Origin of the sequence: Paenibacillus whitsoniae (assembly GCF_003955665.1) — a bacterium.
GTDB lineage: Bacteria > Bacillota > Bacilli > Paenibacillales > NBRC-103111 > Paenibacillus_E > Paenibacillus_E whitsoniae.
Genome location: NZ_RXHU01000055.1, coordinates 1 through 22,140 on the forward strand (window position 1 = coordinate 1; position 22,140 = coordinate 22,140).

Sequence of the window (22,140 nt, forward strand, 5' to 3'; positions counted from 1 at the left end):
CTGCCCGACCCACCGGCACCCACGAAAACCCAAAAAAACCGCCCCTCAACGAGGGGGCGGCTCCATACCTTACGCTCTTCGCAGCATCACCTTACGCTGCTCCTTCGCGCTTTGAATCGCACCGAAGACCATCGCGGTGCTATAAATATTGTCGGCGTAGCCCGTCTCCGCCGAGCGCCCTTCCGCCAGCGCTTGGAACATTTCGTCCAAGCAGCCGTAGTGCCCTTCGCGCCCGTCCCAAGTAAATGGCGCTTCCACGCGCTCGTACTCGTACAGGAACTTCGCCTCTTGTCCCGGTGCAACAACTTCGGCATACGGCGCCGCATCCTTCCAGCTTGCCGTCCCTTTGCTGCCGGCAATGCGCCACTCCGCTTCCCACGTCGTGCGCAGCCCTTCAGAGCACCACGAGCCGTTATAGGTGAACACGGCGCCGTTATCAAACTCAAATATGCAGGTCGCCGCCGCATTCCCTGCGTACCACGACCCTTCGGGGTTGAACTCGTGGCAATACGCGGACACCGGATTCGCCCCGATGAGGAATCGCGCCTGATCAAACGTATGGATGGCCATATCCATAATCAACGGACTTTCCATCGCATCGCGGAAGCCGCCGAAATGCGCACCGACAAAGAAGTCAGCCGTCACAAACCCCGGCTTGCCGATTGTCCCTTCGCGAATCAAGTCGCGGAGCGCGCGAATATTTTTCAAATAGCGGCGGTTCTGCATGATGCTATACTGCAATGCCGGCTTCGATGCCGCAAGCTGTGCAAGCTCTTCGGCTTCTTCCATCGAGGCGGCCATCGGTTTTTCGCTCATAAGGTGGCAGCCGCCTTCCAGCGCCGCCGTTGCGACAGCCCGGTGCGCCGAAGGCACCGTCACGTCAAAGACCAGGTTCGCGCCGGTCTCCCGAATCGCCTCTTCCACGCTCGCAAACCACGGAACGGACAGCCCATAGGTCTCATTCATTTTGACTGCTGCCGCCTCGTACAAATCCACCCAAGCCACAATCTCCGCATCCTCGCGCTCCAGCGCATATTTCACCCAGGTGTTCGCCATGCTGCCGCAGCCGGCTTGTACAATCCGATATGCCGTCATCTCGCAAGCCCCCCCTTTAGTCAACCACCGGATTAGGAACGACCGTCCCACCCCGGCACGTTTTCAAATAATTCAGCGCATGCACCTGACCTGTCATTTCCAACGCATCCCGGTAGACCGGGTCGTGCCAGCCCTCAATGTCAATCGTACCCGTATACTCATGCTGGCGAAGAATCGAGATGATGTCCGTCCAGTTCGTATCGCCAAACCCCGGCGTCCTGTGCCAGACATACGGCTGCGGGCCGCCGATGCCCTGCTCCTTGATCACATCCCACGCAATCGTGGCATCCTTGCCGTGAACGTGAATAATTTTGTTCACCCATTTGCGAAGCTGCGGAATTGGATCGATCAGCTGCGTCATCTGGTGCGTAGGCTCCCACTCCAAACCGATATTCGCATTGGGCAGCGCATCGAACATCAACTCCCAAGCCGCCGGGTTGTGCGCGATATTCCAGTCCCCTTTATGCCAATTCCCGTTCATCGGACAATTTTCAAAAGCGAGCTTCACCCCGTTCGCCTCCGCACGCCGAGCAAGTTCGCCGAACACGGCTTTATAGCGCGGAATCGAGTCCGGAATCGGCTGATCCACCAGACGCCCCGTGAAACCGGTTACCATCTCCGCCCCAAAATCCCGCGCATGATCAATGAGCCGCTCCCAGCTCGCCAGCGTATCGGCGTTGCCTTCATGTCCTGTAAGCGGATTGCCGAAAATCGATAAACTCGATACCACCGTCCCATACTGCTCCATCATGTCACGAATTTGTGCAGCTGTTTCCTTCAAATCTGTCATGCCCGTCGTTTGCCAGAACGATAATTGAAAGCTTTCGAAGCCGTGCGTTACAATTTGCGGAATGACTTTGACTGCCGTACTTCCCTGTACGAGCGTTCCAATTCGAATATTCTCCATCGTCTATAAGCTCCTCGATCCTATTTGCATCTTTTCGCCTAAGATCTGGTTCCTCAGATGCAGCTGGTATATACTTAGCATAGTCCAGTTTTCGGCGCTGACGCTACCCAGGATCGTGTGAAAAAGTTGCACGATTTTGTGCTATAAGGAGGAAGATCGCATGACCGCCTTAAAAGAATTAAAAGAAAATACCCACATGCCCGGCAAGCACTTCCTGTTCAATGTCTTTCACAATCTCAGTTCCGGGGAGCGTTTCCTCTATCTGCACTGGCATGAACATATGGAAATTATTTATTTTGTAAAAGGAAGCGGCGTCTTCGACATCGGCGGCATCTCAGTCGACGCAACGCCCGGCGACCTGCTCTTCGTCCATAGCGGCGAGCTGCATGCCGGCTATGCCGTAGCTAACACGGATGTCGATTACTACGCCATCGTGTTCAACAAATCCCTGCTCGGAGCCGACTCTGGAGATCCCTTGTACGGCCCGATCGTCCTCCCCTTCATGGAAGGCCGCAAGCGCTTCCCGCTGCAGCTGCGGCCGGGAGATCCCCCGTACGCCGACTACCTGCCCCTTATTCATCGACTCATCGATGAATTTGAACGCAAGCAGCCAGGCTATGAGCTCGCGATCCGCTCGCACCTGCAGCTGCTGATTGCCGCCGCGCTGCGCTGTCAGGGGCAAGAGCCTCCCGCTCGCCGCGAGGCGCGGGCGCCTCTCTCTCAGCTCCATGCGAAGCAATTTGAGGAGCTGTTCGCCTTCATCCGGGCGGAATACCGGCGCCCGATTTCCCTCGAGGAAGCTGCCCAGCTAACGAGCATGAGCGTCCACCATTTTTGCAAAACCTTCAAAAAGCTCACCGGCCGCACCTTCGTCGAGTACGTGAACCTGTTCCGCATCAACGAGGCGGAGAAGCTGCTGCGCACCGAAGGCCTGTCCGTCACCGAAGCCGCCGAGCAGGTGGGTTTTAACAGCATCAACTATTTTACGCGCACTTTCAAGCAGTTTAAGTATTACAGCCCTTCCCAGTGCAAAAAAGAATGAGAAAAACTTCTTATGTGATAAAAAAGACTTCCGCTGCCCTGCAATCAGGCGAGTGGAAGTCAGTTATCCTGCAGCGGCTCAGTCGCTTGGGAGTTCCTCCCTCAGCTTCTCTAAAAGCGTCTGCACTTCGATTTTCGGCTGCGGATAAGAAAGCTCCAGCTTCTCCATGGCCCTAAGGACGATGCGAAGCACCAGGTAATCCCGGAACCAGCGCTCATTCGCCGGGACGATGTACCAAGGGGCCTGTTTGGTCGCCGTGTACCGGAAAACGTCTTCATACGCCGCCTGATACTGATCCCAATACTGCCGCTCTTCCAGGTCGCTTGGATCGAATTTCCAGTGCTTTTCCGGATTCTCCAGCCGTTCGCGGATCTTCTCAAGCTGGAAGTCAGGTGAGATATGCAAAAAGATTTTAATAACCACGACACCGCTGTCCGCCAGCATCTGCTCAAAATGCCGAATATGGTGCAGGCGGCTCTTCGCTTCATCATCCTTGATTATCCCGTGCACCCGGGTAATGAGCACCTCTTCGTAATAAGAGCGGTTAAACGCCGTAATGAACCCTTTGCCTGGCACGACTTTATGCGTTCGCCACAAAAAGTCATGCGCCGCTTCGTCCGCGGTCGGCTTCTTGAAGCTCTCCGCCCGAAACCCTTGCGGATTGAGATTGGACAGCACCTTCTTGATCACACCGTCCTTGCCGCTGCAATCCATCCCTTGAAACAGAATGAGTACGCCATGACTCTTGGCCGCAAACAGCTTATCCTGCAGCTCGCGCAGCTTGTGCTCCAGCTGTTCGAACTCTTCGCGAATCTCTTCCTTGCTCTTGATTTCGCCAGTGTCGTTCGGATCAAAGTGCCTCAGATCGATCTTCTCTTCATTGCTCAGCCGATAGGGTTTCAGCATAGGAACGCCTCCAATCGCTTTTCCCACTAGTATACCACCATAGGTGTTTCTGATAGTATTCAATCTGGCGCCATGAAATATTTAGGCAATTCTTTATATTGGCGAATGCTATGAGGTATGCAGGCGTGTAATTGGCATGCAGCAATCAGAAGCGTTTGAGAATATATAACTGCGCATGAAATGTCCAGCTATTTGATACCCGAGTGCATAAAGCTTTCCACAAACTGACGTTGAAAAACGAAAAACGCGGTTAAAAGCGGCAGAATCACCAGGATCGTAGCCGCCGTGACTGTCCCCCATTGCGCTCCCGTCTCAAACGATTGGGCAAAAATCGCAATGCCGACCGTGAGCGGTCTTGTTTCGATGGAATTCGTTATAATCAGGGGCCACATGAAATCATTCCAGTGTGCGCTGATGGAAATTAAACCGAATGCCAAGTAGGTTGATTTGGCTGAAGGCAGATAGACATGCCAAAGTGTTTGCCACCAGCGGCAGCCATCCATTTTCGAAGCCTCATCCAGCTCCAGCGGAATTTGCTTAAACGTTTGCCTGAGCAGGAACACACTGAACGAGGATGCCCAATACGGCAGCATGATGGCCAGCTTGGTGTCGACAAGACCGAGCTGTTTCATAATCGTGTAATTCGGGAAAATAAGAATTTCCGGCGGTATCATAATTTGAATCAGGAACAGCATGAACATGAAGCCCCGGCCTGCGAAATTCAATCTGGCAAACGCATAGGCGGCTAGCGTCGCCGTAACGAGCTGGGCAGCCAGCACCCCGATGACGATGATCAGCGTATTCGAATAATAGCGAAGAAAAGAGACAGTTTCCCAAGCCGTCTTATAATTGTGAAAAGTGGGATGTTGAATAGCAAAGGGATTCACACGGGTAATGACTTCACTGGACGGCGTAAACGACGTAAACACAGCCCAAATCAGCGGAATAGCAAAGACGATAGCCAGCAGCGCGATGAACAAGCGGTTGGTGATCCTTACGACCATGATGCTGACTCCTTTCTAGTAGTGGATGCGTTTATCCAGAAACGCGTAGTACAAAATGGAAACGCTCAGCAGAATGCCGAGCAACACAATGGTAAGCACAGAGGCTTTCCCCATATCCCAGAAGCTGAAAGCCGTCTCATAAATATGATATAACAGCAAGTTGCTGGCGTTATTCGGGCCGCCTTTGGTCATCACGTACAGGTGATCCACCATTTTAAACGAATTGGTCGTTGCAATCATCATGACGAATAACGTGGTTGGCATTAAGAGCGGAAACGTAATGCTTCTGAACGTCTGCAGAGGGCGCGCTCCCTCTATGGCTGCCGCTTCATACACTTCTTTGAGTAAATTCTGCAGCCCGGCCAAGTAAAAAATCATAAAGAAACCGGCTTCCTTCCAGATCACCATCACCATCATCGAAAAAAGAACCCAGTTCGGATCGCCCAGCCAATGCGGGGCCGGTATGCCAAACACGCTAATAAACTTATCGAGCAACCCATAGCTCGGCGTATAAATAAACAGCCATATATTTGCAATCGCGATCATGGGAATGACGGTCGGATAAAAAAACAGCGCACGCAGCAGGCCTGTGCCTCTGAGCTTATTATTGACCCATATCGCGACGTACATGGCTAAAAAAATGCTTACGGGAACGGTGCAGACGGCAAGCAGCACATTATTTTTTAGCACTTTCAGGAAAATATCGTCTTGAAACACGCGTACGTATTGATCCCATCCGACAAACGTCTTGTCGGTGAAATCGGAGCTGTAGAAGCTCCAGTAGATCGATTTCAAGATGGGGTAAAACGTAAACAACCCTAAGAAGAGGAGTGAGGGCATGAGCAGTGCGTAGGCGAAACCATGTAATCTCCAGTTAATCCTCAAAAACAATTCCCTCTTTTCTCACAACGCTTGAAAGGTAGCGGAAGGGAAGTGCTGGCAAGATCATAGAGGCAACCTCTATTCGCCGAACACTCCCCTCTCGTTTTCGCTATCAAGGGCTGCTATTTTTGAAAGCTTTTCAGAATGTCATCCGCTTGCTGCTGCGATTTGTCGAGTGCCTCTTTCGGCGTCATTGTGCCTAGCAGCGCTGCCTGGATATTATCGTTAAACAGCTTCGTCACTTGACCGTTCTGATACGTCGACAGCTCACTGTCCGCATACTGCAGCTGATCTCTGGCTATGGCCGCTTGCGGGAAGTCCTTAATGTAGTTTTTCAGTTTGTCTGTATCATAAGCAGCCATTGTCGTGCCTACATAGCCTGTATCAATCGACCACTGCGCAACCCGGTCAGGCTGTGTTAGGAATTGAATGAACTTTACGGATGCTTGCTTGTGGTCCTCCGGAATGTTTTTGAACACATACAGGTTGCCGCCACCAGTCGGTGAGCCATACTTTTTATTGGCTGGCAGGAACGCTACGCCAAAATTGAATTTCGCATCTGTTTTGACTTTGGTCAGGTTACCTGTTGTATGGAACATCATCGCCGTTTTGCCGCTGATGAAATCGGATGGAACCGTCGCCCACTCCAGTGTTCCTTCCGGCATCACTTTATCCTTACGCCCGAGATCAGTGTAGAATTGCAATGCTTCCAGCACTTCCGGCTTGTTAAAATACACTTGCTTGCCGTCCTTTGACACAATGTTCGTACCCGTTTGCAGGGATAGCGCTTGGGTCATCCAGTATTGATAACCGGTGCTTGGAATCTCAAGCCCCCACTGCGATTTGTCGCTCGTCGTCAGTTTCGCTGCATATTCCTTCAGCTCTGTCCAATTCGCTGGCGCCTTCTCTGGATCAAGACCGGCTTTTTTAAATAAATCCTTGTTGTAATACAGAACGATCGTACTGCGCTGGAATGGGACGCTCCATACCGTATCACCCGACTTCGTATTCCCCATGAACGCTGCGTAGAAACCGCTGAAATATTCTTTGGAGAAACGCGGAGTCAAATCCTCAATGGCTTTCATCGATATCAAGCTGTACAGATCCGTTGAAAGCAGCACGGCCAAGTCAGGCGAGTTATTCCCCTGTACGGCTGTAGTCACTTTGGTCATAGTGTCCTGATAGCTGCCGCCATACACCGGCTTAACCGTAATGTTCGGGTTCTCCTTGTGGAAGTCGTCCGCCAGCTGGTCAATTAACTTGGTAATAGGGCCGCCAACCGCGACAGGGAAGTAAAATTGCAGTTCAACCGGCTTCGTGCTGTCTGTTGGTTTCGTGCTGGCTGCTGCTTCTGTGCTTGCCGCAGGTGCCGCAGCAGATTTCGTTGTTGGGCTGCTCTCTCCCTTCGCGCAAGCTGTGGCTGAAGCTACCAACGTGACCATCAATAAAGAGACAAGTGCTTTTTTCATGTTTTTATCCTCCTAAAGGTGATTAGATTTAATTTCACTAAGCTGTTGTAAAATATAATCAGGTTCAATCCCCGTCTGTATGATGTCTTGCTTCGCGTCTGCGCCTGTCAGCACAAGCGCAGTGTACATGTCATTCGAATTCCCGAACTGAATATCGGTGGATAGTCGATCGCCAACCATTAGGCATTGGGAGGGTTCGATATTCAGCAGCTCAAAGGCCTTTTGCGCATAGAAAGCCGACGGTTTGCCAATGACACGAACGGTTTTCTGCAGGCTGGCCGTTTCGAGCGCTTTGACCAAAGACCAGGTATCCGGTATGACGCCATCGTCGATGGGGCAAAAGGGATCCGGATTGGCCGCAATGAGCTTGGCCCCATTACGAAGGGCATTCACACCTGCCGTCAGCTTTTCAAAGGTGAACTGCCTGTCTAGTCCGACAAGCACGTGGGTAGCAAGCATCGGATTCTCGGTTATCCTGACGTCGTAGCGCGCAAGCTCCTGCTCCATCGCCGTTTCACCAATCATAAGGACATTGGCACTCGGCTCAATCTCTTGAAAATACTTCCCAGCCACACACAATGCCGTAAGGACCTCATTCACCTCGCAAGAGATACCCAATTCGCTAAGCCGCTGCTGCACGCTTTCTTTGGTTCGAATGGTTGTATTGGTCACAAACATCACCGCTTTCTCTTGCTCGCGCAGCCAGTTCACGGTACTCAGCACGCCCGGCAATAGCTTATTGCCCGCGTAAATCGTTCCATCCAAATCGAATAAGTAGCCTTCAAATGCGTGCAATTCTTTCCTGTTTTTCCTTGCGAGCGTTCGGTGAGCATGCACGCGGCCGATGTTCCCATCGATTTCACCCTCAGGAAATCTGGTTGTTTTTGCCACAACATTGCCTCGCTTTCAATAAAAATAACCCTTATCCAAAAAATACGAAAACAAGCCCATTCGGAGGATGAGAAACATGCTCCTGCTTATTTTCACATTTTCCTGGACAAGGGTTTTCTCCTGGTCTCGACCCGATGTATCAGTACGTGTGATCGTTATAGTCTTATACTACGTGATAATTGTAAGCGGGAAATTATCGGCATTTAACGATTTTGTAAACTTAAAGTCCGCCCCACATGCTTGGATCTCCTACCGAAATGTAGTCCGCCCCGCTGTCAAGCGCTTCTACAATTTCTTGCTCATATCGAATGAGGCCTCCGACAATTAACGGCTGCTTAATCATGCTTTTCAATTCTTTGATCACTCTCGGCATTAAACCTGGCATCAGCTCAACTTCATCCGGCTGGATGCTGTTGATCATGCGAACCGCCGTTTGCAGCGCAGCCGTATCAATAATAAAAATACGCTGAATGCTTTTAATTCCCGCTTGCCGAGCTGCTGCAATCGAGTTGGATTTTGTCGTAACAATCCCGTCTACTTTAAACTTTTCAGCCAAATATGCGACGGCATGGGCATCCCGACCAAGGCCGCCTACCATCTCCAGGTGCACATATACCTGCTTCCCTGCCCGATGAAGCTGTCCCATGATCGCTTCCAGGTTGCCAATATGACCTGTCATTAAATTTACTCGGGTAACATCACTTTCCAGAACTTTGGCAAGTTGATCGTCTTTTGTCACTGATGCTATGATTGGATATTTCCCCAACATGCGCCCACCCCCACTTTAACCTTAGCAAACATTTATTTGCTGCGTATTAACACTCCCCTCCACCACTTGAAATATGGAGGGGAGTATTCGTACTCCATTAATTTGAAAAGTTGAGGGCTTGCAGCATACGACTTAGCATAACGGCGCTTTCTGCGCGAGTACCCGTGCTGAGCGGAGCAAAGGAATTGCCATCTCTGCCGTTAATGATCTTCAATGTGGCGGCTGCTCTGACCGCATCCTTGGCCCAATCGGCGATATTGGCGTCGTCACTGAATGGGTTCGAGCCGGATGGTCTCTGCTCTGCACGGTAGCCTGCAAAGTGCAGCGCCCTGTCGATCATAACCGCCATTTCTTGCCGGGATATTGGCGCGTTCGGACGGAAGGTATGATCTTCATAGCCGCCCACAAGATTCGCATCTGCTGCAACGCTAACTGTATTTGCAAACCAATCCGAGGCCTTCACATCCTTAAAGCTGGCCGTTGTTGTTCCTGTTGAAGGTAAGCCAAACGCTCTCACCAGCAAAGCAGCGAATTCTGCTCTTGTCACTTGGCGATCCGGGGCAAACATCGATGACTCAACACCTTGTACAATCTTTTTAGATGCCATGGCTTCTACGGTTTGTTTCGACCAATGCTGTTCCACATCAAGGAAGGTCACTGGGTTCGCGATAAGTAGGTAAGTGCTGTTGGTACGGCTGAAAATGACAACTTCATCCCCTTGAATCTTGAATGGAACCGGATTATACACGGTATTGCCATTCGCATCTCGCTCTACGCGTACGGCAGCCAGAGCTTGGATATTCTTGGCGGCACCCAGCTTGATCGATCTAGGAATGAACGTTTGGAAGCTTGAAATTTCTGTACGGTTCCCTTCCCCTGCTCCTGCTGTAAGCGTAAATTCTACAGCTTGCTTGACTGTTTGACCGTGGGCTGCTGCCTCAGAGGCGGCTTTTTCATTCGAATTGATTTGAACCATCAGGCTAAGCTTATCCTGTGAAGTTCCCAACTTGCTCGCCCAAGCCTGCAAATCGATGGCCGGCAAATTCAGCTCGTAGGAGCCCAGCGATGTTTGAATGACGACTGTACGATGGCTTGCAGCCGACAGCACCGTTTGGATAGCTTGCGGTGTCAGAACGGCAACTGCTTCATCCTGCTTTTCACTCATTGGCACAGGTACAATCAGCTTATCGTTCGTTTCCGACGACTGGATGACGGCATGCATAATCGTATCTGTCACGGTGTAAGCAGAGTCCTTGCTGCCCGGTTCTATACTTGGGCCAGAGCCCGTTCCTGGGTTCGTTTCTGGGTCAGTTCCTGGGTTAATCTCTGGATCCGTTCCTCCAGAAGTCACGCTCAACGTGATTGGCTGGGTGTACAAGTCATATTTTTTACCATCATTCATCGTGTACGTATAGCGCAGCAGGGCGTGCGCGCTGCCGGCGCTCTTCGCTGTAAGCATGTTGCCATCCACCTCAAAGGAATTCTGCCCATCTAACCAAACAATCTCAGGCGAGACGGTCGACGTATCCCCTTTATAGGTTGTCACGCTAGCTTTAATGGCGATCTGCTCCGTTTCCGTTAAGGCATACTCCGTCTTCTCCGGGCGAATAGCTGCTGCCATATCTGCCGCCCAGTTGGCATAATCGGTCGTTAACCCCCAGGCGCCATTTAAGAAAAATTGATTAAACGCCGCTCGATCATTGAGTGTCCAAGGTGAAATCAAAATACCGCGATGCTTGGCCGCTTCCATAAAGCTTTGCGAGATACCGCCATAGCCGTTATTAAACGTAGCGTTCAAGGGCTGAATCGAACTGAGTACCGTTCGCAGCATCCCTTTGATATTGTTTCCTCCAGACAAACTCGACAAGAGACCCGAAGGCATGGTCGGCATCAAACTGTTGGTACGCGAAATCTGGGCGGCAATAAAGGACATGTTATCAACGTCAGCCTCTGCGTTTTTAGCTTTAACCAATTGAACGAAAGCTTCGACGGCGGCAGGTGTGGACGTCTTGATTTCATTCATGATCATTTTTCCGCGCTGTTGAACGAGATCAATCTGCTCTTCCAACGTCGGAATTTTTACATCTGGATAGCCTGCAGGATGGGACTTATTCGCATTGAGCGCCTTGATTTCGGCCAATGTGTAGTTCTCGATATTGCCGGTACCATTCGTCGTACCAGACAATTCCCCATCATGATGAATAACTAGATAGCCATCTTTGGAGATATAGACATCATTTTCGATAAAATCCGCACCGTTATCGAGTGCCAACCGATTGCTTTCAATCGTATTTTCCGGCGCAGCCGACGGCAATCCGCGGTGCCCAATAATATACGGCTTGCGAATCAGTGTTTTGTTCTTGTTGTATACGCTTAGTGCGGTGAAAGCTGCCGCAGGCGTATCCGTCACGATGCCGTTCACCCCGGCCGTAATCAACGTATGCAAGGAAATATTTTTTCCGGCAGCGGCCGCTTCATCTTTGGCCCAGACCATGATCGTTCGCATTTGCAAATAGTCCGTGTTTTCTCTTGTTGCGGCATTTTGCGGCAGCACAGCAATATGCGCGAGGCTGGCATTGGTTGTCTGGCGAACTTCCAGCAATTGTTCTTTGCCGACAATCGACTTGGCGCTAAAATCCACAATTCCCCGAACAATCGGATAGGCTAATCGTGCCCTTTTAACCAACTCACCGTTGTCAGACATCACGAATACATCTTCCAGTCGATTTTCCTTCAAATACGCAATCAGCTTATCGACGGTAGGTGCATCCTTGACATAAAAGGCCGGCATGGTCTTCGTCCCAAACGTACTTAAGATCGCTGGTATGTCGCCAATGACCACTTCTCCCGCCCGATCGTTGACTTGCAGTTCGTTGTTCACATGTAAAATAGCCGTTGCCGGTGTTGCAGCATTCGCCCATTGGGCCAAATCGGCCGTTTGGGTAAGTTCAGTTACAATGGTGGAAGCCATCGCAATTTGGGTCGCAGGCTCTGTCACGCTGGCATACCGATCCGTCGCCGTGGGAGGAAGCGAATCCTGCTGCAGCGTAATCCGAATGTTATCCACCCGCATTTTGCTGCCGTTAGCTTGCAGTCCAATTCGTCCTTTCGTATACGCACCTGCATTGTCCGTATCCACAACAACCTTGTCGTTAATCATTTCCATCACGCGATTGCCAAATGCCTTGACCGTATAGTGGTACATTTTGCTTGGATCTATGGCTTCCGTAAAAGCCCCTGTATCCATCACATTCCAGGCATTGGCGGCATTTCTCTCCGCAAATTCTATGCCATTTGCAGCGGTAGCATCTTTTCGGACGGCCATTTGATAGTACGGATAATCACTGTTTTGAATTCGATACATAATGGAATGCCATCTTGCGGCATCGTTCGCTTGCAAGTGCGTCACATCAGCTTCGATTTTATAGTTTCCAAATGTCCCTAGGTAGTCGGGTAAAAGAACTCGCGAAGGATTGTCCGGCGTTGCAGCTGCATCCATCTCAAAGCCGCCGGATTTCACAACAGCTTTGCTCGCAGTCGTCCCTTCTTTTCGACTCCAGCCAGCGGGAAGCGTTCCATCCGTTAACTGATTAAAATTCTCTTCGTAAAGCACATACTCGCTGTCAGTCGCTTCTTTCGCAACAACCAACACGGAGACAGAAACGCCGTCTTTTTGAGCACTCAGGGTGTATACCCCTTTTTGTTGCACGCTCAGGCTGTTACTGTTCACAATGACGGAAGGACTGCTGGAGGTCCACGCCAAGTCGCTGCCGGTTATGGAACCGGATGAAAAGTCGCTAAAATCCGCTTTAAACGTGATACCGCTTAAAGGTAGCGGCTGATTCACTGTGGCTAAAACATAACCGCTATCGTGCTTGATCGCGACGGCCTTCGCCGGCAGCGTGCTAGGGGTCACAGTCACTTCTTGCAAGTACTCCGCATTATCGTAAATGACCCTAACCGTAGCACTGCCTGCTTTTATTGGATACAAAGCATTGTTCGAGACTTTGATAATCGACTCATCCGAGGAGTAGAACTTCAAAGGCTTGCTCGCAATCGATTCCGTATAACCGTCTGAGTAATAGACACTTCCGGTAACGCTCATAGGGCCGGTCAGTGCTTCCATCGTGCTGGGGACAATGAGGTCAAGCCGATCCGCCGTAATTCTCGTTACCTTCACATTGTCGAACGACACCTTGCTTTGATCCGCTTGCAGTCCTATCTTGCCTTTTTCCATAACAACCGTCGCAGGCAGCGTGGTGTCTGTTACCATTGTATAGGTTGGATCTGACTTCGCCTTCATATATTCTTTGACATTATTGCCAAAAACGCGAACCTTCATCGTGTAGTCGGTATTCAAGGTCAACACTCGCCAAGTGCCGGTAATGGGCGTTGGCGAATACCAGCTGCCGTCCGACTTGCGATAAGCGAATTCATACGTACCATTTTGACGGATCGCCATTTGATTGTATGGCACTTTCCCTGTAGAAGGCACCCTGAACATCAGTGAGGCCCATCTTGCTGCGTCCAATACAGCTTCGAATCTTACATCCGCTTCCACCGTATAGTTGTCCCACTGAACGGGTGCAACAATTCTCGCCTGTTTGCCCGAAGCTTTCCCATCAAAAGTGATTCTGCCGTTGCCATACGTATCCTGCACGACTGTAAATGGGCTGCTTCCTGCGTTCACATCCGAAATCCATCCATAAGGAATTGTGCCATTCGGATAGGCATCAAAATTTTCCTCCAGCAGCACGGGATTCACCGGATCTGTTACTGGATTGCTGTCGATCAGGTTAATCACGCCGAAACCGGAGGTATCGTTCCAGAATGAGGTCGCGTGATACGCACTCCAGTAGCTGTTTCTTTGCTCTGTCGTGTCCGCCCCATAACGATCCGTTACCCCAATTTCCAAGCCCAGCTTCTTCGTCAGCACCGGATCCATCTTCAATATATCCCAAGGGACGGCGACTTCTAAGGACCAGCCTGTTCCTGTCTTCTGTATGGCTCTTAAAATCTTATTGGCATCCTTGCTGCTTTGGCCGTTGGCGGCAGCACCATAGTGAAACTCTGGCGTTGTGGAATCCGCTTGATAGACAAATCCGAGCTGCATATCATCTGCGGCATAAGGAGCCGATTGATGCATCGTTGGATCGAGAAAAAAATTAATGCTATCTTGATCAAACCAATTCCCCGATCCTGCTGTGATCAGATTATCATCATCGGCCTTGACCCCGATATACAAATACTTATTGTCCCAAAGCATGCCGAATTTACTATCTGTGAACGTCCCATTGCCTGTTTGTTTCGTTATACGTTGGTCAATTGTCCAGAGTGACTCATCCAATTTCCCGTCGATCACGGGAGCGTTAACAGTCTTCCTGACATTTAGCGAATTTCTAACATCATCTGCGGCATGTGCCTGCTGCTCAGGGAAGATGCCCAATGGTGCACAACCGGCTATTAACGTGGCAACTACAAGACTATTCAAGTACTTCTTATATCGTTTCATAGCAATCAATCCTTTCTGATAGTAGGAAATGGATGAAAATGGTATAAACCTCTTGCTAATCAGGTTACCTATGCGGCTTCCACAACTCCTTCCTGCTGTTTTGGAGAACACAAAAAACCCTTCACGACATACAAATGCATCAGCTAGTTGCGACTAGCCAATCATTTGGTGCCTTGAAGGGTTTTCTCCTCGTCTCCTACCCCTGCCTATTCAGTTATCCTATCACCTATACTAGCGACTGATTGTTTGTTGTATGTTATCTATGGAATAAGAAATTGTAAAAAATTTAATCATCTTCAACGTGGACCCGGGTCTATCCAATACACATTGAATTCATGAATAGACCAGTACGATCCTACACTGCCCGTTTGCACAACTCGAATAAATCTGGCCGTCTGTTCAGGAAAGTTAATCGTCGTCACCGTGCTGCCCGAGCCCGAAGCTACCACGGTTCCCCATATTATTCCATCCTGTGAAACGTAAACCTCATATTTTCTAGGATAATCCCAAGTACTTCCAGCTGCATCTAGGACAATCCGGCTAAATGTCATTGCGGACTGCATATCGACTTGAAAATATTGACCGTATACCTGTGCCGTTGCAGTATCCCAGCGGGTAGAGACAACGCCGTCCAGTGCATTGCCTGCCCTTGAGCTCATCTGGGAGGCTATCGCCGTCCAACCGCTGCGCGACAGCGGAGCTGCGTTCGTTTTCACCGACACCGACGAGCTTGCTGCGGAAACGTTACCTGACGCATCCTTCGCTTTGACGGTTAACACGTATTCCGTTTGCTGCGTCAGTCCGGTTACCGTATAGCTGGTATCCGTTATCAAAGCAGCGTTCACTTGCTGCGTGCCGTTAAATATATCATAGCCGGCAACGCCATAGTTGTCGGTGGAAGCATTCCAACTCAAGCTTACCGTAGCATCCGTTTTGTTCGTCATCGTTACCCCCGCTGGCACCGTTGGCGCTTCTCGGTCAGCGTGATATACATTGAACTCGTGAATGGACCAATACACGCCAACACTGCCAGTCTGAACAACCCGAATGTATCGGGCGATCTGCACAGGGAAATCAATCGTCGTAACCATACTGCCGGAGCCCGATGATATGGCGCTTCCCCATGAGCTTCCATCCGTTGAAACATATACCTCATACTTGCGCGGATAGTCGCCCGAACTCCCTGTTGTATCCAGAACAAGTCTGTTAAACGTACGGTTCGCTTTCATATCAACCTGGTAATATTGCCCGTTGACTTGCGCTGTGCCGGTCGTCCAGCGGGTCGAGGCATTTCCGTCCAATGCGTTGCCTGCTTGAGCGGCGCCGTGGGAAGCTGTTGCCGTCCAAGTCGTACGCGACAGAGGCGCCAGAGGGTCTATCGGTTCCGGTGCTGCCAGGGCACCGGCCGTAACGACATAAATCGTTTCCCCCGGCTTCGATTCCCCGCTGCTATTCATCGCTATGATTCTGTAGCTGTAGAAGGAACCTGCGTGAAGACCAGTATCCTCATAGGAAGTCGTGCTCCCCGCTATCGTTGCAACCGTTTCCCAGTCGGCATCGCCATTCGTTCTTCGCTCAATCCTATAACTGCCCGGTGCGTTATCGCCTGAGAGCCAGGACAAGGCAACGGACGTATCGGTCACACGCGTCGTCGTTACATATTGCGGCGCGTCCGGCTTCGATGCCTCCAATCCAAGCAAAGTGTCAACCGCAGCAGTCATGCCAGCCGCATCGTTGGCGACAATATTCAAGACATTATACTCCCCAATAAACGCCGAGTTCACTAGGCCAATCGACGCCTCTCCGGGGGCCAGATTCGCCCCTTGCTCCGGCAATAAGTACGCTCTTGCCTGGTCGAGCAGCAAGACGTTCGTCGACGTGCTGCCGAACAGCACCAGGTCGGCGTCAACCGTTTTCCACTTTGGATATTTCAGCTGCGACTCATATTCCTGCAAGCTTTTCACAACGCCGCCTGGCTCCGCTAATCCAAGCTGCGCGCTTCGACCTTGCTGAGTATAGTGCTGCATTAGCCTCTCGGCCTGCGCGACAATGGCCGGATCTGCATGTTGGGCCGCTGTTAAGGCGACAATCAATGGAACGTCTTTACGAGCACTGAATTTGCGGATATCCGGTTCACGGTGGATCGTCACATCGGGCTGCGCCTCGGTTTGCTGCGATTGAACGATAATCAATGTCTCTGCCTCCAGCCCGCTAAGGAGTTCCTTCACTTTTACCGAGTAGGCCCCCGGTGTATCGCTTATCTGCAGCGGCAGCTTGGCTGTTAAGCCCGTTGCCGAGTACACAGTAGCGCTATCCCCGCTAACCGTATGGCTGACGGTAATTTCCACGGGAATGCCGGACATCGGATTCGGATTGCGGATCATCGTATAGGCTTCATAGAAGCCGGAATTCGATAGATCGACGGTAATTTCCGGTATCGTCACTTCGGCGGGCGGTAGTGCATACCACTGGAAGCCGTTCGTCTGCAAATTGACCTGCTCTGCTTCCGCCTGCGTTATTTTGCGCGCTTGCCTGATGTCGTAGATCGGACGGTCCGTATGCCATTCCAGCGCCGCCGTCTGTCCGATCAGATGCTGAGTCTCACCTGCAGCCGTATTATGCTTCTGATTCAGCACTGTCACATATTGGGTGTCGCCGGACCGCGTCGGCACCGCCCACACATCGCTTTTCGCTGAAGCAGCAATCGGCTTGGCGATCCCCGCCATGGCTGTCTGCAGCTTGGCAATATTGTCGGCATTGCGGGTTAAAAGCAAATTCGTCTGATCCGTATCGCTTTGCACCACATAGGATCTAACCTGCATGTTCGTTGCGACGGAGGTGACGGGCGATACCGATTCGTCGTCTCTCAAGATGCGGCCGCCACCATCAACAAAGCTTTGCAGCTCGGATGCAAGGCCTTCGCTCCAACTCCAGCTGTTGTCAAATTGGTTCAGTCCGACAAGGAGAATGGCCTTCATCGAATTCGGCAAGCCACGCTTCAATTCCTCTGGCGTAATGACCTTTGCAGGCCAGCCTGCCGCATGGGCAAGGAACAACGCTTCCGACACTTTCCCCTCATGGGACCCAGCCAACAGCTGCATATCGGTCGGATTGTCGCCGCCGACGTTCCCCCTCAGTAAAGCTTGATCGTTCACATACATAATGCCGATGGTCGGAGTCGGATTGGCCATGGCATACGCACCGCCATAGCGATGAATCCATGCATAGAGCTCTTTCTGTTCCGCAATGCTCTGCGGTTTGGCTGCATTCCCTTTGTTATTCGGCAATACATTCGTTCCGATCGCCTGAATGCCCCGGGTTAACGCCATCGCATATGCGCTTTCGCGATCCTCTTTTCCAAAGAACAAGGAGAAATCGTCGAGGAGCGACCATGTCGTTTTATTCGGATCGTAACTGCGCAAGCGGTCGATCAGCGCAACATTGTGCAAGGGCTTAGAGGAGCTTTTTTCATTCCAATCGTAAGCACTCTGTACCGGCAGCTGCTCGTGCATCTCCTTGCCGGGAATGGTCGCCCATACCCAGCCTCCTCGAGCACCTACTCCTGGCGAGCTTCCGAACGAGCCGGTCGTCGTAGAGTACTTGCCATTAACTTCCGACACCGCTTTGGAGAAGTAACCGAAAGCTTTGAACGTTTCGTTATAACGTGCAATGTAATCCAAGAACGGCTTGGAGCTAGTTGTAAAATATTCATGCGTCTTCGGGGTATACATCCCTTGCAGACTAGGGGCCAGCGGCGTCGTGAGCGGAAGTCCCGCTGCCGTCTGGAACGCTGTGAACGCCCTGCCCCATGGGCGGTTCGGATGCGGCGGCGCCCAGTCCCAGTAGGAGGCATAGCCCGCGTTATCCGCGCCCAGGCTGACCCCCGCTATATTCGGATAAGCACCGAGCCGCTGTAGGCCAAGCTGGATGTCGCGATAAAGCGGTGCATGAAAATCAGCGATGTACGAGCTGTAAAAAGGCAGGTTCTGGCTGCTTGAGGTGATGACGTCCCAGTCCGTTCGTGGAATAAACCCGAGCTGGACCCCTCTTTCACTGAGTTCTTGGGCCATATTCGCCTGGCTCTTGGCATTCGCCGGCTCCTCAAAGGAGCTGTATTCGTATACCCGATCGTAACCGGTATCGGCTACATAATTCGCATAATCCGCTACGGTCCCGATATTCGCATATTGAGCCGCGATTTCGGGATGCTCGGAATGATAGAATCCGCCCGAGCTCATGCCATGCGGCAAATAAATGAAGTTGATCGTTTCGGCCGACCGCGGAACATCGACGCCCACATGACGTTCGATCGAAGCCGAAGCTTCGTCGTATTCCGGCGTATCAGGCTTTGCTCCCGCCAATGCCTGCACATCCGCGTCCCAGGCCGATTGATTCGGAAATGATTCCGGCTGATTGAGACTCTGCACGGTAATGACCGGACCTGAGCCCGGAACAGGTACATTCACCTCGTAAGGAATATCCTTCGGATCGCCTGCAACAACAGGCTGCAAGCCTGCATCGAAGCTGACAGGTCCTCGTCCGTTCACCCATAATTCATACGGCTTGCCGCTCTCGTTCTGCGGCAGCAGCAGCGTCAACGAATCGAAGCTGCGGGTTCCGCTGTTGTATTATTTCCTGGCCGTCATTTTTCAGCACGACATGGGTAACCGCCCCTGGCGTAGCACTCGCGATACGTATAGGAAACGTCCACAACTCGTAATCCCAGGTCCAACTGCGGGCCGTACGGTCAGCCGTGTACATATTCGTTTGCCCCCAGCGCCAGGCAACACCGCGCACCCAGTGATTCCCCGGTTGGAGTACGTTATCGGATGACTGCTGTACGATCGACATGTTTTGCGGCGTCTGTTGAAGCAGAATTTCCGACTTATATTCAGGGCCGTCTGCAAAAGGCTGAACCGTCCTGACCGAATGGTCGGCAAGCGGAATACGGAGCTGGATAGCCGGCCAATCGACGGCATTCGGACCGTCCACCCGGTTGGCATTTTGATGGATTTTAGCGCTGCCCTTCGTAAACAAGCCTGTGGGTGTATCGAATCGGACCAGCCGGAAGGTCGCATATTTGGTCGGTGCCGTAAAGTCGCTGATCTCCGACATTCGGGTCGCGATGGTTCCGTTCATATCGGCTTTGACCTGATCGAACGTAAGCGACGATGCGTACATATGCAGGGAATCGATAGCGCCCCGAAAGCCATACTTCACCATCGCTCTTAGAGCACTATCGTAGTGCCATTCCGTTCCGAACAGCATCGTTACGTCATTCGGCAATAGATCGGTGAACACCGCACTGCCGTCGACAGTCCCGATCAGCTTGCCGTTCACGTAGAAGTTGGCTCCCTTGTACTTCTCGAAGGTTACCGCTACATGGGACCACTGTCCGGCCGCCAGCTCAGAGGCTGTGAACTTCCAGTTATACCACTTTTCTCCGTAATCCGATCCAAAATATAAGGCATTCCCCTGCAAGCCGAGATAAAAGGTCGTCCCTTTCCAGTTGGCGTCCCGCTTGGTTACGATTGGCTGATAGCCGTTCAGATCGTCGGGCCGGACCCACGCCGAAATCGTAAAGGCAGACGATACCTTGTTCAATTGATTCAGTGTGGTGGTTCTCGCTTGATCTGCTCCCGATAGCTGCAGCGCCTTACCACCGCCCGTACGCCCTTCAACATAAGCCGCCGGGGAGCTGTATGTGCCGTTCTGACCGAAACCGCTCGTATCCGCAATCGCGGATGCATCCCCTTGGACCGGCTCCATGTCGTATCTGGCGATCAGCGGGACTTTAATAACATCATGCGTCGTAAAAGGAACTGCGATGCTGGCCGGCGATTCATTGCCGTATAAATCCTTCGCCTTTATGACAAGGCTGTAAGTCGTGTTTGCCGTTAACCCGGTAACCCGGTAGTTTCTCTTATTCGTATACCCGGCATGCAGCCCGTTGATATACAGATTGTAGCCGACAACGGCAATGTCATCGGTCGAGGCATCCCAAGTCGCATCGATTTGCGTATCCAATACGCTGGACACACTCACATTTGCCGGTGCGGTGGGAGGATTCAGATCCGGGGCAATCGTTCCATAGGCGTTCAGCTCGTGAATCGACCAGTAGCTGCCGACGCCTTTCGTTAACGTCAACCGGATAAACCTAGCAGTCTGCTCCGGAAAGACGGCCGTTACGATAGCCGAAGTCCCCGCCACTCTGGCGATGGGGGCGCCCCAGTTCACGCCGTCAGCCGATACGGTAATATCGAACTCTCTGGCGTAATCCCCAGCGGAGCCCGCAGCATTCAGTACAAGTTTGTTGTAGGTTTTATCACCGGGCCCCATATCGATCTGAAACCAGGCTCCCGCCGTTTGGGCGGCACCGTTACTCCACCGGGTAGCGGCATTGCCATCAATCGCGGCCCCCGCTCCACCACTATTGCTTGAGGCGCTGACCGTCCAAAGCGTCCGGTCGATCACCCCCGTCGTTTGCACCGTTACCGGATCGCTCCACGCCGATGCGTTGCCGGCCAAATCGATGGCGCGGATTTTGAACGAATACGAAGCTTTCGGAGAAAGGCCCGCAACTTTATAGCTCGTTATACGAGAAAATCCTGCATATTGGCTACCGGCTTGAATTTCATACCCGAGAACCTTCACATTATCAGTGCTTTCATTCCATTGCAGGGTGACGTCGGAATCCGTCACCTGTGATGCCGTCTCACCTTCGGGTACCTGCGGGTCCGCCGTATCCGCATCCGTGCTCCCAAACAGCTTCAAATCATGAACCGACCACCAACTGCCATTGCTCTTGGTCAACGTGATGCGGATATACCGGGCCGTCTGAACCGCAAATGAGACATCGATCACAGCGCTGCCGTTGCCTTGCGCAATTGCACTGCTCCAGGTTTGCCCGTCCTCGGAAACTTTGATCTCGTATCCGCGGGCGTAATCCCCTGCCGAGTTCGCAGTATCGATGACAAGCCTATTGTAGGACTTGTCTGCCGGGCCTGTATCGATTTGCAGCCACATACCGACCGCTTGAGCGGAACCGCTCGTCCAGCGGGTGGACACCGCATTGTCAGTTGCAAGCGCCAGTGTGGATGCCGTATTGTTGTGCGATGAGGATAATGTCCATGCATAACGGTCCATCTCCTCCAGCTTCACGGTAGCAGCGGCACTTGACGCGGAAATGTTACCTGCGGCATCTTTGGCGCGAACGGTGAAGGAATACGTCGTTCCCTCAGAGAGACCTGTGGCTGAATAGGCAGGCGCACCGTTAATGCTGGCAAGTATGACGCCATCCTTATAGATGTCATATCCAGTTACACCCGTATCGTCTGTAGGCACGGCCCATGTCAGATGAACCGAGTCAGCCGTGCGCCAAGTTGACGCTACATTAGTCGGTGCTGCCGGAGCCTGCGTATCCGCAGCCCTCGCAGTCGAAGGGGGATACGGCATCAATCCGATCAATAGCAGCAGGATCATAAAGCGAGTTAGAAACGGGCTCATACGCTTACATTGCTTCATCACTAAGAGCATCTCCTTTCGATTATAAAAGCAAAACAAGTCCGAATTGCTTCAGGCACAACCATTTTTGTAAGCGATTACATTCACCTCCTTTCATATCCCGCAAAGGCACTATCCTTCTCCAAATTGAAAGAAGGAC

The 22,140-nt window shown here is 51.7% G+C and carries 12 protein-coding genes; 1 reads left to right on the top strand and 11 read right to left on the bottom strand.

Annotated features, from left to right (window positions below):
• Positions 1-69: 69 nt before the first annotated feature.
• A complete protein-coding gene (locus EJQ19_RS18380) occupies positions 70-1,095 on the bottom strand; it encodes a Gfo/Idh/MocA family protein (protein WP_126142705.1) in 1,026 nt (341 codons plus the stop codon).
• A gap of 16 nt (positions 1,096-1,111) precedes the next feature.
• Positions 1,112-2,002: a sugar phosphate isomerase/epimerase family protein gene (locus tag EJQ19_RS18385; RefSeq protein WP_126142706.1), complete on the bottom strand. Its 891-nt coding sequence runs from the start codon at positions 2,000-2,002 to the stop codon at positions 1,112-1,114.
• A 160-nt stretch (positions 2,003-2,162) separates the two neighbouring features.
• Here EJQ19_RS18385 and EJQ19_RS18390 point away from each other — a divergent pair, with 160 nt between their 5' ends.
• Positions 2,163-3,044, top strand: a complete 882-nt coding sequence (locus EJQ19_RS18390; RefSeq protein ID WP_126142707.1) for a helix-turn-helix transcriptional regulator — start codon at positions 2,163-2,165, stop codon at positions 3,042-3,044.
• Between the two features lie 78 nt (positions 3,045-3,122).
• On the opposite strand, the gene EJQ19_RS18395 is transcribed toward EJQ19_RS18390, so the two are convergent.
• The 9 genes from EJQ19_RS18395 to EJQ19_RS18435 all read right to left on the bottom strand — a co-directional run bounded on the left by EJQ19_RS18395 (position 3,123) and on the right by EJQ19_RS18435 (position 22,001).
• Positions 3,123-3,950, bottom strand: coding sequence for a PPK2 family polyphosphate kinase (locus EJQ19_RS18395; RefSeq protein WP_126142708.1), 828 nt, complete (start codon positions 3,948-3,950; stop codon positions 3,123-3,125).
• Between the two features lie 188 nt (positions 3,951-4,138).
• Positions 4,139-4,954 carry a carbohydrate ABC transporter permease gene (locus EJQ19_RS18400; protein WP_126142709.1) on the bottom strand — a complete coding sequence of 272 codons (816 nt, stop codon included), beginning with the start codon at positions 4,952-4,954 and terminating at the stop codon, positions 4,139-4,141.
• A 15-nt stretch (positions 4,955-4,969) separates the two neighbouring features.
• Positions 4,970-5,794 (bottom strand): carbohydrate ABC transporter permease, encoded by an 825-nt coding sequence (locus EJQ19_RS18405; protein WP_126142738.1) that lies wholly within the window; start codon positions 5,792-5,794, stop codon positions 4,970-4,972.
• 164 nt (positions 5,795-5,958) lie between these two features.
• Positions 5,959-7,305, bottom strand: coding sequence for an ABC transporter substrate-binding protein (locus EJQ19_RS18410; RefSeq protein WP_126142710.1), 1,347 nt, complete (start codon positions 7,303-7,305; stop codon positions 5,959-5,961).
• A gap of 12 nt (positions 7,306-7,317) precedes the next feature.
• On the bottom strand, positions 7,318-8,196 hold the full coding sequence (locus EJQ19_RS18415) for an HAD-IIA family hydrolase (protein ID WP_241242975.1): 879 nt from the start codon (positions 8,194-8,196) through the stop codon (positions 7,318-7,320).
• A gap of 220 nt (positions 8,197-8,416) precedes the next feature.
• Entirely contained in the window at positions 8,417-8,965 is a 549-nt protein-coding gene (locus EJQ19_RS18420) for a glycerol-3-phosphate responsive antiterminator (protein WP_126142711.1), read from the bottom strand.
• A gap of 97 nt (positions 8,966-9,062) precedes the next feature.
• Complete coding sequence (locus tag EJQ19_RS18425) at positions 9,063-14,477, bottom strand: S-layer homology domain-containing protein (RefSeq protein WP_126142712.1); 5,415 nt, start codon at positions 14,475-14,477, stop codon at positions 9,063-9,065.
• A gap of 296 nt (positions 14,478-14,773) precedes the next feature.
• The gene (locus EJQ19_RS18430) at positions 14,774-19,075 is read right to left on the bottom strand and encodes a discoidin domain-containing protein (RefSeq protein WP_126142713.1); all 4,302 of its coding nucleotides are present in this window, start codon (positions 19,073-19,075) and stop codon (positions 14,774-14,776) included.
• Entirely contained in the window at positions 19,032-22,001 is a 2,970-nt protein-coding gene (locus EJQ19_RS18435) for a discoidin domain-containing protein (RefSeq protein ID WP_241242977.1), read from the bottom strand. The genes EJQ19_RS18430 and EJQ19_RS18435 overlap by 44 nt, the downstream gene beginning before the upstream one ends.
• Between the last annotated feature and the right edge of the window lie 139 nt (positions 22,002-22,140).

What these genes read in the sequence shown, in the direction of transcription:
- EJQ19_RS18400 (WP_126142709.1), bottom strand. Translation starts at nt 4,954, where the DNA reads ATGGTCGTAAGGATCACCAACCGCTTGTTCATCGCGCTGCTGGCTATC.
- EJQ19_RS18425 (WP_126142712.1), bottom strand. Translation starts at nt 14,477, where the DNA reads ATGAAACGATATAAGAAGTACTTGAATAGTCTTGTAGTTGCCACGTTA.
- EJQ19_RS18380 (WP_126142705.1), bottom strand. Translation starts at nt 1,095, where the DNA reads ATGACGGCATATCGGATTGTACAAGCCGGCTGCGGCAGCATGGCGAAC.
- EJQ19_RS18390 (WP_126142707.1), top strand. Translation starts at nt 2,163, where the DNA reads ATGACCGCCTTAAAAGAATTAAAAGAAAATACCCACATGCCCGGCAAG.
- EJQ19_RS18420 (WP_126142711.1), bottom strand. Translation starts at nt 8,965, where the DNA reads ATGTTGGGGAAATATCCAATCATAGCATCAGTGACAAAAGACGATCAA.
- EJQ19_RS18410 (WP_126142710.1), bottom strand. Translation starts at nt 7,305, where the DNA reads ATGAAAAAAGCACTTGTCTCTTTATTGATGGTCACGTTGGTAGCTTCA.
- EJQ19_RS18385 (WP_126142706.1), bottom strand. Translation starts at nt 2,002, where the DNA reads ATGGAGAATATTCGAATTGGAACGCTCGTACAGGGAAGTACGGCAGTC.
- EJQ19_RS18405 (WP_126142738.1), bottom strand. Translation starts at nt 5,794, where the DNA reads ATGCCCTCACTCCTCTTCTTAGGGTTGTTTACGTTTTACCCCATCTTG.
- EJQ19_RS18435 (WP_241242977.1), bottom strand. Translation starts at nt 22,001, where the DNA reads ATGAAGCAATGTAAGCGTATGAGCCCGTTTCTAACTCGCTTTATGATC.
- EJQ19_RS18395 (WP_126142708.1), bottom strand. Translation starts at nt 3,950, where the DNA reads ATGCTGAAACCCTATCGGCTGAGCAATGAAGAGAAGATCGATCTGAGG.